The 12,710-nt window shown below is 28.7% G+C and carries 13 protein-coding genes; 12 read left to right on the plus strand and 1 reads right to left on the minus strand.

Features of this window, described 5'->3' with window-relative positions:
• Positions 1-89 precede the first annotated feature (89 nt).
• From COL3_RS17310 to COL3_RS17325, 4 genes are all read left to right on the plus strand, one after another.
• Positions 90-1,292 carry an acyltransferase gene (locus COL3_RS17310; protein ID WP_008425424.1) on the plus strand — a complete coding sequence of 401 codons (1,203 nt, stop codon included), beginning with the start codon at positions 90-92 and terminating at the stop codon, positions 1,290-1,292.
• Positions 1,243-1,770, plus strand: coding sequence for a GNAT family N-acetyltransferase (locus COL3_RS17315; protein ID WP_008425425.1), 528 nt, complete (start codon positions 1,243-1,245; stop codon positions 1,768-1,770). Before COL3_RS17310 ends, COL3_RS17315 begins: the two co-directional genes overlap by 50 nt.
• Positions 1,771-2,370: 600 nt before the next feature.
• Positions 2,371-3,324: an MBL fold metallo-hydrolase gene (locus COL3_RS17320; RefSeq protein WP_008425426.1), complete on the plus strand. Its 954-nt coding sequence runs from the start codon at positions 2,371-2,373 to the stop codon at positions 3,322-3,324.
• A gap of 190 nt (positions 3,325-3,514) precedes the next feature.
• Complete coding sequence (locus tag COL3_RS17325; protein ID WP_008425427.1) at positions 3,515-3,898, plus strand: Rid family detoxifying hydrolase; 384 nt, start codon at positions 3,515-3,517, stop codon at positions 3,896-3,898.
• 553 nt (positions 3,899-4,451) lie between these two features.
• On the opposite strand, the gene COL3_RS17330 is transcribed toward COL3_RS17325, so the two are convergent.
• Entirely contained in the window at positions 4,452-5,252 is an 801-nt protein-coding gene (locus tag COL3_RS17330; protein WP_008425428.1) for a hypothetical protein, read from the minus strand.
• A 98-nt stretch (positions 5,253-5,350) separates the two neighbouring features.
• On the opposite strand from COL3_RS17330, the gene COL3_RS29710 reads away from it, so the two are divergent.
• The 8 genes from COL3_RS29710 (at position 5,351) to COL3_RS17370 (ending at position 12,276) form a co-directional block, all read left to right on the plus strand.
• On the plus strand, positions 5,351-5,713 hold the full coding sequence (locus tag COL3_RS29710; RefSeq protein ID WP_347474384.1) for a phage replisome organizer N-terminal domain-containing protein: 363 nt from the start codon (positions 5,351-5,353) through the stop codon (positions 5,711-5,713).
• Positions 5,710-6,393, plus strand: coding sequence for a response regulator transcription factor (locus COL3_RS17340; protein ID WP_008425432.1), 684 nt, complete (start codon positions 5,710-5,712; stop codon positions 6,391-6,393). Before COL3_RS29710 ends, COL3_RS17340 begins: the two co-directional genes overlap by 4 nt.
• Positions 6,390-7,772 carry a HAMP domain-containing sensor histidine kinase gene (locus COL3_RS17345; protein ID WP_008425434.1) on the plus strand — a complete coding sequence of 461 codons (1,383 nt, stop codon included), beginning with the start codon at positions 6,390-6,392 and terminating at the stop codon, positions 7,770-7,772. The genes COL3_RS17340 and COL3_RS17345 overlap by 4 nt, the downstream gene beginning before the upstream one ends.
• Before the next feature lie 87 nt (positions 7,773-7,859).
• Entirely contained in the window at positions 7,860-9,683 is a 1,824-nt protein-coding gene (locus COL3_RS17350) for a sulfite exporter TauE/SafE family protein (RefSeq protein ID WP_008425435.1), read from the plus strand.
• Positions 9,684-9,908: 225 nt separating this feature from the next.
• On the plus strand, positions 9,909-10,631 hold the full coding sequence (gene cobJ / locus COL3_RS17355; protein WP_008425437.1) for a precorrin-3B C(17)-methyltransferase: 723 nt from the start codon (positions 9,909-9,911) through the stop codon (positions 10,629-10,631).
• Between the two features lie 2 nt (positions 10,632-10,633).
• A complete protein-coding gene (locus COL3_RS17360; protein ID WP_008425438.1) occupies positions 10,634-11,404 on the plus strand; it encodes a cobalt-precorrin-6A reductase in 771 nt (256 codons plus the stop codon).
• A gap of 28 nt (positions 11,405-11,432) precedes the next feature.
• On the plus strand, positions 11,433-12,023 hold the full coding sequence (locus COL3_RS17365; RefSeq protein WP_008425440.1) for an NUDIX domain-containing protein: 591 nt from the start codon (positions 11,433-11,435) through the stop codon (positions 12,021-12,023).
• 73 nt (positions 12,024-12,096) lie between these two features.
• On the plus strand, positions 12,097-12,276 hold the full coding sequence (locus COL3_RS17370) for a hypothetical protein (protein WP_008425442.1): 180 nt from the start codon (positions 12,097-12,099) through the stop codon (positions 12,274-12,276).
• Positions 12,277-12,710: the final 434 nt, after the last annotated feature.

A 12,710-nucleotide genomic window follows, 5' to 3' on the forward strand; every position in this document is an offset into this window, starting at 1 on the left:
TATTAACAGAATATGTTATAATAAGAATATTATTGTTTATATTAAGCTATAAGAATAAAAATTGTAATATATAGAAGTAGGGGGTTAAAATGAATAAAACAACTAGAAGATATGATATTGAGTGGCTTAGGACTATAGGAGTTTTACTAGTTATGCCTTTTCACTCGTTATTAATATTTAACACTAATCCAGAATCTATTATGTACATAAAAGATACTGTTAATGTAAGACTTTTTAATATATTAGACAGTGTTATTGATAGATTTCATATGTCACTGCTTTTTGTGATTGCAGGCATGTCAGTTTATTTTTCGCTTCAATCACGTACAGTAAATAAGTTTATAAATGAGCGGGTAAGAAAATTACTTATTCCTGCTGTATTTGGATGCATCATATTAAATCCAATAATGACATATATATATTTAATTTCAAAAAATAAAAATCTTACGTTCTTAGAACATTTAATTAATTTTTTTACTAAAAACCCAGGAGATTTTACGGGAGTAACTGGTGCATTTACGCCTGCTCACTTATGGTTTATTATTTTTCTTTTTGTGTTCTCATTAGTAGGGATGCCCTTATTTATGAGTATTATCAAAGGTAACTGCAATAATTTATTATCTAATCTTGCAAATTTTTTTGAAAAACCATTAATGCTTATATTAACTGTAATACCTATTACTGTTATTTCGGCAGTGAATATTTTAAATGACAAGAATCCTTTGGTATATTTTGCGATATTTTTTATAGGTTTTTTTTTAGTAACTGATGAAAGGTACCTAAAAGCTATAAATAGAGATAAGTGGGCGTATCTTGCAGTGAGCATTATTATAGTTTATATGAAGTTTACACTGCCAGATAAATTTGAACCATGGTCAGCAATATGGATTATATACGGATTTTTCGATAGAGCCACTAAACTTATTCCTGTATTTGCGCTTATTGGTTTAGCAAATGAATTTATGAATAAGAATACAGGAGTATTGAATTATCTTTCTAAAGCTTCATTCCCCATATATGTAATTCATATGCTATTTAACACTATTGTTGGTTTTTTCGTAATAAAGCTTAATATTAGCCCTGAAGTTAAGTATATAGTCATTGTAACTGTAACTTTTACAATATGTTTCCTTTTATATGAGGTTATAAGACGTATAAAATTTCTACGTTTCATATTTGGCATTAAAGTAGCCCCAAAGATATCAGAAGGAATTAACATAGCCTTAGAGGAAGGTGAAAAAAATGGATGTGAAAATAAGAAAAGCGACTTTGGAAGATGTAAATATCATTAGTAACATATATGCTTTAAGTTGGAAGTCGGCTTATAAAGGTATTGTACCACATAAATATTTAGATGAATTGAAATGTACATTTTGGGTATCATCTTTTCAAAAGTGGATAAATAATAATACATTAACAGCACAACTTATTTGTGAAAATGAACTACCAGTAGGCTGCATTGCTTATGGTAAAGCAAGAGATGATAAGTTTGCTAATCGGGGAGAAATAAAATCCTTCTATTTGCTTCCAGACCATTTTAGAAAAGGTTACGGAAAGAAATTGCTGAATGCAGCTCTAATTGATATGAAAATAAAGGGATATGAAAATTTTTATTTATGGGTTCTAAAAGAAAATTATAATGCAAGGAAGTTTTATGAATCTAATGGATTTATTTGCAATAATGACGAATGTACTTGTGATATAGAGAAGAAACAATTAGTGGATGTTCGGTATATTTTAACATCAGTTAATAATACTAAGTTAGCATAATAATGATTTATTTTTATTTCATAATTTTCTTTAGTTATAAATCACTAAAACTTAGAAGTAAATAATATAGAATTTGTTGGAGGCATGATAATAATATAGAACTCGATGTGCTTAGAAATTTAAGTATACCAAGTTCTTTTTTGGCTATCAATGGTATGGATTCTACTTTAACACCTTATTAAAGTGTCTTTTAAGCAATAATTACTTCGCCTTTTCCAATAATTACAATTCTATAACTGGGTTCAAGAGGAATTAAGTTATAGTTTTCTGATTTAGGTGGTAAATGAATAGATTGTATTTGACGCTGATCTTCATCAAAAAGCGTTATATAAACACTATTATTAGGTGATATATTTTGAATAGTATAGCCACCTTAAGATATTATTAAAAACAACAAATATGAATGATTTTATTATGTGAAATTCTAAATTAAATATTCAAGTTTCAGGCTAGTGATTTAAGGAAAAGAGTTTACTAAAGAATATTAAAATTAGAGATAGTTTGGAGGAAAAATACAATGTACAACTTATGATATAATTGATCTGGAATGGTAAAAATGTAAATTATAAAATGTTTAAATAAATTTTTGGGGGAGTAAATTTGATTCAATTATATATAATATCAGTTTTTGTTCTAGTCGGAATAATAGTAGCTCATAATATTTTTGGCGGATTAATATATAAAACAAAATCTTTCTCTAGGAGCCTTTTTTCTAATTATAGTTTCAAATCTGAATTTAAAGAAATACCAAACAAGAAGGATTTTCTTAAAAGTTCTTCTTCAATAACTGTAAAGTTAATATATTCAGGTGACTTAAAAACACATCTTTCAACTGCAATAAATCTAAAGCATCCGTCTTGTTCAGGATTGAAAGATAAGGAAATATCTGTTCCAATTTTTGCTTATCTAATTTCTCATGAAAAGTTTGGGTATTTCTTAATTGATTCTGGTTGTGGTTCCTCATATATAAATAATCCTTATGGAAAAATGAAGGTTTCATTAATTAGCAAATTTATACCAAAAACAATACTAAAGCCTGAAGATGCAATTGATAAACAAATAGAGAATTATCGCAATGAAATAAAAGGAGTTTTTTTCACTCATTTACATTTGGACCATACATCAGGTCTCTCTGCCTTGCCAGATAACCTCTTATATTTCTCAGGTAAAGGTGAAAAACCATTATTAATTAAGTGGCTCCTTGAACCAAATGATTTTAAAAATAATGATATAATGTATATTCTTGATTTTGATTCCACCCAAGCTCAATCAACTCCATTAGGGAAAGCAATTGATATATTCGGTGATCAGAGTTTTTGGGCAATATCCACGCCAGGTCATACCAAAGGACATATTTCTTATTTAGTTAATACAAAAGAACATCCTATTCTTATAGCTGGTGATGCATGTTGCATCAGCTTAAGTATTGAAAAAGGTGTTGGCCCTTCAGGTTCAGATACGACACTTGGACAAAAATCATTTGAAAATATGATGCAGTTTCTTAAAGATAATCAAGAGGTAAAATTATGGATAGGACACGAATTTCCGAAGTAAGCTGCTTATCTGTAAAGTGGTGCATAATCTGTAGATTTGATGTAGTAAAGTATCGAAATGTTCTTTGAAAATTGAATAATATGGTTACTTCTTATCAAATGTAAAGAAATAATAAATTAAATTTATAGAAATATGGTATAATTGCTGTAAACTAATACCAAATTATAGTGAATAAGAAAGGAGTTTTATTATGTCAAGAAAAGCTTTTAGTGCTGAGGGGGCTGTTTCTGTTGGTCCTTACTCTCATGCGGTTGAATCTGGTGAATTGATATTCCTATCCGGACAGACCCCAATTGAATCTCAAACAGGAAAAATTGTCGATGGAGATGTTGTGGCTCAGACGGAGCAATGTTTTAAAAATTTATTTAATGTATTAAAGGCAGCTAGTTTAACACCAGATGATGTTGAAAAAGTAAATGTATTTTTAACTGATATGAATGATTTTGCAGCAATGAATACAGTTTACTCAAAACATTTTTCTTCACCTTATCCTGCACGAACAACCATCGGAGTTGCTGCATTACCCCTTGGTGCTCGAATAGAAATTGAAATGGTTGCTCGTAGAAGCAAATAGACATAAAACAAACATCATAACTAGAAAAATTGGAAATGTATTATGATTTTGTTGCATAAATTTTTATAATATGTACAAGCCAAAATAAATAATGGATTAAGATAGCGCATTATTCGGAATGAAGATGTGCTATTTTGTTGCATAATTCTACATGCTAAAGGGATAGTAATGAGCAAAAAATAAGGATAGAAACATACCTTATATTTCTAATGAAAAAGTTGAAATTGACATGTGGTCCTACGTAATACTAGTATGTAGATTATTTCATTAATTACAAAGGAAAGTTCTCATTATCCATATGGTAATATTAATAAATAAGAACTTAAACATCTATAGAAATATAGACACCTAAATTTTTACTTAGATAAAAAATTTACAACCAGAAATTAAAAATTATGAAAAATTAAAAGAATAACCATCAATTGGCTATTCTTTTTATTTGTAAAATTACTAATCATGCATAGAACTTCACCCTTTGTTTCTTAGATTTAAAATAGACCTTTGTTCATAATATAGTATTGACCAGTATGTTGCTACTTATAACAAAAATTTATTAACTTTCAGATTTTGGATTTTCCCAATTTAACGAATAAACTAATAACATTTTAGGATTATCAATTATTACTTCAATTTCACTATTATCTGGGAAATTATATTCCTTTGTTTCTAATGCTAAGCGGCTATCTGTGGAAGGAAATTTCTCATAAATCACTGAAGCAGTTCTATATTCCTTATTAATTTTAATTGCTAACGTGAGTTTCTTTGTGGGTTCAACTATTGTCGTTGAAAAAGAAGGTGTAGCTTTCATATCTTTATCGGTCAATTTAAAAATAAGGGTTAGGTCAATTATTTCTCCTTTTTTAAACTTTTTACCGAAACAGACTTCAAATTGTTGGTAGGAATCTCTTCTTGTTGTCGGAAAAATTCTATGATGTGGATCTGAGCTAGTAATAATGGGAGTATCACCACCGGTCCAATTATACTTATCATGAAATCTATCAGTACTTTTGCGTAAGATAATTCTATATTTCTTTGTATAAGTTATGTCCTCTGGATTGTTATATTCATATGTGAGTTTTTTTTCTAGAAATATATAATCAAAATCTGTATCTAAATAGAAATTATGAAGAGGACTAACCTTTTTGTATATTACTAATGCTAGCAAAGTAACTGAAGCAGTGGAAGTAATAGTTATTATGATCGCATAAGGTATCAAATATTTGTTATTAACGGAAATAGAATGACTTACCAGCCCAGAGATTCCCCCAAGTACAAAAAAGAATAAATAATTAATTAAATCATAGATTCCTTTGCTAAGGGCACCTTCTAATGCTTTTTTGATACTTTCTAGCATTTGATAACCTCCATAAATACATGGTTTTGTAAATTTTATTAATAAAAATTTTAAAATATACCCAAATGCTACACCACTCAAAAACTTTATTTTTCTATGTGAATAAAAAATTTTTTAATAAGTTCATCAGATATTCAATAGAAACTTTAGCAATAGAATTTAATAGGGATATCGATAAATTTAAAATGGCATTAGAAGTATTTATAGAATTGGAAATGATTGAACTTAACGAAGATAAAATTTATAGTGTGAAGAATTTTGCGAAGCATCAAAATATTAAAATTAAGGAGAGAAATAATTCTAAGGATAAGGAAGAAGATATAAATAAAATTGAAGTTCAAGGGAATGAAACTTTAAAGGATGAAATAGTTAAATTAAATATAATTCTTCATAAAATCTTTACAAATATTTTGTATTATAGAATATATAAAATAAAAATATTAAAGAGGTTAATAATATGAGTAATATTTTAATAATTGAAGATGAACAAAGCGTATCAGAAATTTTAAAAGCATATTTAGAAAAAGAAGGATACGAAGTTTATTCAACTGATAATGGATTAGATGGAATTGAAATTTTTCGAAAAGAAAAAATTGACCTTGTAATTTTGGATCTTATGCTTCCGGATATTGAAGGAGAAGAGGTTTGTAAAATTCTTAGAAAAATATCAGATGTATATATATTTATGCTGACTGCCAAGAGTACATTAAGTGATAAGATTGAAGGTTTAAATATCGGAGCAGATGAGTATTTAACAAAACCATTAAGCCCCAGAGAGCTTACTGCAAGAGTAAACGCCTTATTTAGAAGAATAGGTGGAGATAATGATAATGTACTTTTTTTTGATAAAGATAAATTGATAATTGACAGTGATAAGAGATTAGTTAAATTAAATGGAGAAGAAATAAGTTTAACCCCTAATGAGTTTGATATATTATATATTTTAGCTTCAAATAAAGGAAAAGTATTTTCAAGAGAAGCTATAATAGAAAGGGCTTTTGGTATTGATTTTGAAGGTTCGGATAGAATTATAGATGTTCATATTAAAAATTTACGAAAGAAAATTGAGAAAGATAGCAAATCTCCTAGATATATTATTACAGTTACAAAAATCGGTTATAAATTTGGTGAAGAAGTATGAAGCAGAGTATTAGAAAGCGATTGAGCATAATCATAATATTTTGTGTTGTTGTATCTGTACTGCTATCTGCTTTAATAATAAATATAACTATAACAAATACTTTTAATAAATATATGGAAAATATTCAAACTCAGAGAAATACAAGATTAGTAGAATACTTTCAACAAGTATATAAAAATGATGGTGGATGGAATAGTACTTCAGGGGAAGAAATGATGCATGAGGCCTATATGAGCAACTATTGTTTATCACTTTTAGATGAAAATAAAAAAGTTGTTTGGGAAATGAATCATGAAGATATAAAATATAAAAATTATATGACTGCAAGTGGAACGGAAGAAACTGGAGTCTATACTACTAATACTTTTGATATAAATGTTAATGACAAAACTGTAGGCTATATTATAGTAGGCCAATATTCACCTGTTTTACTATCCCAGGAAGATATAAGCTTCAAGACGCAGATTAATAAGAGTATAGTATTTAGCGGTGTATTAACTTTAGCAATAGTAATAGGAATAAGTTTGGTTCTATCAAAACAATTTTCAGAACCTATAAAAGCAGTTGCAAAGACTTCAGTAAGTTTATCAAGAGGAAATTATACTTCAAAATCAAATATACAGAGCAATATTGAGGAAATTAGAAATTTAACCGAGAGCATAAATTCTTTGGGAGATAAGCTAAATAGTCAGGATCTACTCCGAAAAAGGCTTATTTCAGATATTTCTCACGAAATAAGAACTCCTTTAAATGTGCTTCAGAATAACCTAGAAGCTATGATAGATGGCATAATTCCTGTAACTACTGAAAAACTCAATAGCTTAAATGATGAAGTAATAAGATTTGGCAAGCTTTTAAACAATTTGAATGCATTAAAACAAATAGAATCAGATGAAATCGTGCTTAATTTAGGATTAGTCAATATAGGCGAGCTTGTTTCAACTGTAATTAGTGATTTTTCAATTGCTGCTAATGAAAAAAACATACAATTAGTTATGAATAAAGAAGATGACAGGGAATTTGTAGTTTTAGGTGATTATGATAAATTAAAACAAGTATTCATAAATCTTATATCCAATGGAATAAAATTTACTAATATTAATGGAATTGTATGGATTGATATAGGTAGTAATATAAATTCTGTTATTATTAAAATTAGAGATAATGGTATTGGTATTAAAAAAGAAGATTTACCTTATGTTTTTGAACGGATGTATAGGGGAGATAAAAGCAGGCAGAAAATAGAAGGCAGTGGGATTGGCCTCACACTTGTTAAGAAAATATTGACTCTGCACTCAGCAACTATAGATGTAGATAGTAAGGAGAATAAAGGAACTACATTTATTGTATCCATTAGCAAAAATAATGAAATTACATAATATCCTCATAAAATCTACATAATTTTTTATTATAATTAATTAAAACTTATTAATAAAATGAAATACAATGATTTAGTGGAGGGGAATATGAGTATTAATAGAGAGATTATCAAAGTATATGATATGACATGTACTTCCTGTGAGAGCAGGGTGGAAAAAGCGTTAAAGAAAGTTAATGGAGTTGTAAATGCAATGGCAAGCTATAGTGCTGCTCAAGTAATTGTTGAATATGATAGTGAACTTTGCACTAGAATACAACTTAATGAGGCCATAAATAAAGCAGGTTATAGTACAAAAGGTTCAAGCAGCATAAAGTTTGCAGGCTTTTTAGTAATAGTTGCAGCTGTTTTACTTCTTGGTAATTCTACTGCAGGTTTTGATATGAGCGCTAAGCTAAATAATGCATCTTATGTAGTACTATTTGTAGTTGGTATGCTTACCTCCATCCATTGTGTAGGTATGTGTGGTGGAATAATGCTTACTCAAAGTTTATCTAAAAATAATATCTTAATTGAAAATCAGAGTAAGCTAAAAAATTTAATGCCATCAATTTTATATAATGCTGGAAGAGTAACGTCCTACACAATTATAGGTGGAATTGTAGGAGCTTTAGGTTCAGTATTATCATTATCGCTAAATGTGAAAGCAGGACTTCAAATTTTTGCGGGAATATTTATGGTAATAATGGGTTTAAATATGGCTGGTTTATCTTTATTTAGAAAGTTCAATATTAAACTGCCATGGTCTTCTTGTAATATAAAAAATAAACCTAAGGCACCTTTTCTAGTTGGAATATTAAATGGATTAATGCCTTGTGGGCCATTACAAACCATGCAGCTTTATGCATTAGGGACTGGTAGTGCTATAAATGGCGCTGTATCAATGTTTCTATTTTCTTTAGGAACAGTTCCTTTAATGTTAGTATTTGGAGCAATATCAGGCTTATTAAGTAAAGGGTATACAAAGCAATTATTAAAATTTAGTGGAATATTAGTTGTAATACTAGGTTTAATAATGGGAAATAGAGGTCTAGCTCTCGCGGGTGTTGGAGTGCCTAATGCCAGCACTTTAGTACAAAATCTATCAGGTACTCAAGCTAGTGCATCTCAAGCAAATATAGGTAAAGCAACTATAGAAAATGGAGTTCAAATAATTAAGATGACTGCAGATAATAATGGTTATACTCCTAATGCTTTTTATGTTCAAAAAGGTATACCTGTTAAATGGATTATTACAGGAAGCCAAATTAATTCTTGTAATAATGCTGTAGTAGTTCCATCTCTTAATATACAAAAAACTTTAAAATCTGGTGAGAATACAATAGAATTTACACCAAAAGATGGGGATATAAATTTTAGCTGTTGGATGGGGATGATAAGAGGAGTAATTAAAGTTACAGATAATCTTGATTCAGTAGATACATCAAAAGCAGATTCATCAATTCCAGCACCAAGCAGCGGAATGAGCTGCTGCAAAGGCGGAACAGCAGGTTCAGCCGCAGCACAAACACCAAGTATCTATGGTAATGATTTAAGTAAGGTTTCTACAGATAGGTTAATTAAAAAAGCAAATATTTCTGCAGACAGTCAGACTTTAAATATAAAGGGAACTGGTTATGAGTTTGAGCCTCTTGTTATAGTATTGCAAAAAGGAATAAAAACAAATCTATCAATAGATTTAAGTGCATTTGATGATGCTGATGATAAATTTACTATATTAAATGGTGATAACGATAATGTGGTAACTAATTTCAATGGAAAAAAAGGTGTTGTTAATGTTGAATTTAATATACCTAATAGCGGAACATATCTTATTGTAAAAGATAATGTAATTGTAACTGGCATTGAAGTTGCTGATTCATTAAAAACTGTAAACTTAGAAGATGTTCGAAAAAAATTTATTAATGAATAAAGTTAATTTGATTTAGGGTATGCAAGATGCATGCCCTTTTTAGTTTCAGTAATTTAAATTTTTGTTTTTAAGAAACTAATGTAATATTAAATTAAAGGCTTAAAAATTTAAAAGTCATATATTTTATTGATTATGCAATATTGCAATGATATATTATAAAATTAGATAGCAATATATCTAATTTTATTCGAAGGATAAAAATAAAATGAAAGAGGCTGATTTATAATGGGAAAACTAAGAGTTATAGGAATTGGACCAGGAAGTATAGAAAATATGAGTTTAAGAGCCTTAAAGGCAATTGAAGATAGTGATGTTATTGTGGGATATACAAAGTATATTGATATGATAAAGGAGTTAGTAAAAGGTAAAGAATTGTATTCAACAGGAATGAAGGGAGAAGAGGATAGGTGCAGGGAAGCATTGAGTTTATGTAAAGATAAAAATGTTGCACTAATAAGTACTGGAGATGCTGGTATTTATGGAATGGCTGGCTTAATCCTTGAGCTTAGAAAAGATGAGGATGTTGAAATAATCCCTGGAATAACTGCAAGCAGTGCCGCAGGTTCTATAATTGGAGCTCCGCTTATGCATGATAATTGTAATATTAGTTTAAGTGATTTAATGACTCCTTATGAAGATATAAAAAAGAGAGTAAAACTGGCTGCAGAAGGGGATTTTGTAATATCATTATACAATCCTAAAAGTAAAGGGAGACCAGATTATTTAAAGGAATGCATTGATATAATTAAAAAGTTTAGAAAAGATAACACACCTGTGGCGGTAGTTAGACATGCTCTTAGAGATGGTCAAAGCTATAGCTTGTTTACGATTAGCAATTTTGATCCTGAAATAGTTGATATGATGTCAATTGTAATTATAGGAAATTCAAAAAGTTATTATAAAGGCGATAAATTTATTACACCAAGAGGATATGAAAATAAGAGGTAAACATGATTGGATTTATATTAGGAACTTCTGAAGGAAGAAAAATTTTAGAATTAATTAATAAATATACTAATGATATTGCAGTTTCAACAGCAACAAGTTATGGTGGAAAGCTCCTTGAAGAATTTAATATAAAAGTTTTAAATACAAAGCCTTTAGGTAAAGCTGAAATGTTAAACTGGCTAAATTTGAATCAAATTAATGTTTTGATTGATGCATCCCATCCATATGCAAAGGAAGTTACGAGGATTGCTTTAGAGTGTACAGAGGAATTAAAAATTAAGTATATAAGATATGAAAGAAAAGGTTCATTAGAGAATATTAAAGATGAAGATATACTTAGAGTTCAAAATTATGATGAGGCTATTGAACTTATTAAGAATATAGATGGGAATATTTTAAACACAACTGGTGGAAATAATGTTTCTAAATTTTTAAATTTGGATTTTAAATATAGAGTTATACATAGAATTTTGCCCATGCCAAAGGTGTTATCTAAAATAGTTGAGGAAGGAATTAATATTAAGGATATTATAGCACTTCAAGGCCCGATATCTTATGAACTAGAAAAAGCTTTTATTCATCAATATAACATTAAAGCTATTTTAACTAAAGATAGCGGTAAAGAAGGCGGGGTTCTGGAAAAACTAAGGGCAGTGCAGGAATGTAAAATTAAATTAATTGTACTAGAAAAACCAATATTTAAATATGATCTAGAGTTTAGCGATGAAGAAAACTTAGTAAAGTACATAGTAAAAGAATATAATCTAATTTAAATATACTTTAATTATAAGGAGTATTTATATGGAAAATGATGAAATGCTGTCTTTTTATGATGATAAGTTAAATTATGTTGGTATATCAACACGTTCTGAAATCCATTCAAAAGGATTACTACATCAAGTAGTACATTGCTGGATTGTAGATGATTCATGTAATGAGAAGTGGATTTATTTTCAGCAAAGATCATATAAGAAAAAAGATTTTCCAGGATTATATGATATTTCGGCTGCAGGTCATATTGATATTGGAGAAGATATTGAAAATGCCATAAAGCGTGAAGTAATAGAGGAGATTGGTCTAGATATTGATACCAAAAAGCTAAAATATATAGGTAATATCAGAGAAGAAAGACGGTTGAGCAATTTTCATAATAATGAATTATGTCATTTATATTTATATAATATTAAGAATCCTAAATTTATTTTTGGAGATGAAGTGGAAAAGATGGTTAAGATATCATTGGATGAGTTTAAGAGATATGTTTTAGGGAATACTAATAGTATGATAGCTTTTTCTTTGGATAATAAGTACAAATTTGAATTAAAACGTGAAGAATTTTGTATTCATGAAAGAGATTATTTGGAAGTGATAATGAATTTTATAGGAAAATAATTATTGATTAAATTATCTTATTAAAATATAATCAAAATAAAGAAAATTATTCTAATCGAAGGGAGTTAAAGTAATGAGCGTTAAAGAAAAAGTTTTAGAAGTTATGAAAGAAGCAGGAAAACCAGTAAGTGCAGGTGAAGTTGAAAAATTATCTGGATTAGATCGTAAGGAAATTGATAATGCATTTAAAGAACTAAAAAAAGAAAATGCAATTATATCACCGGTTCGCTGCAAATGGGAACCTGCGAAGTAATATTTATGGTGCAACTAGCCGAAAGAAAGGGTATTCTATTGCTCGGTTGCTAGAGAATATAGCTATGGATTTCTAACAGCATAAGTTGTACCATTTCTGCATGTTCCTGAGGCAAGCTCAGGACAAGCAAGAATGGTACAACTTATACTGAAGAAATACCTATAGCTATATTCTCAATGCAACACTGCGCAAAAGAATACCCTTTCTTTCTGGTTAGATAGTACTAATAAATATATTTTCTATATTATCGTGTATTTAGCACATATAGGCACTCACATTATAATTTGATTTATTGTATAAGTAACTTACATATTTAATAAATCTTTATATGGATATCTTCACCAGAAATAATAAATATTCTTATGAAGAAGGCATTTAAAAATGAGCTGTTAAAGGCTCTTAAGCAGAGAACCCAAATCTATGATTTGGCGTGA

This window comes from Clostridium sp. LS (genome assembly GCF_002760435.1).
GTDB lineage: Bacteria > Bacillota > Clostridia > Clostridiales > Clostridiaceae > Clostridium.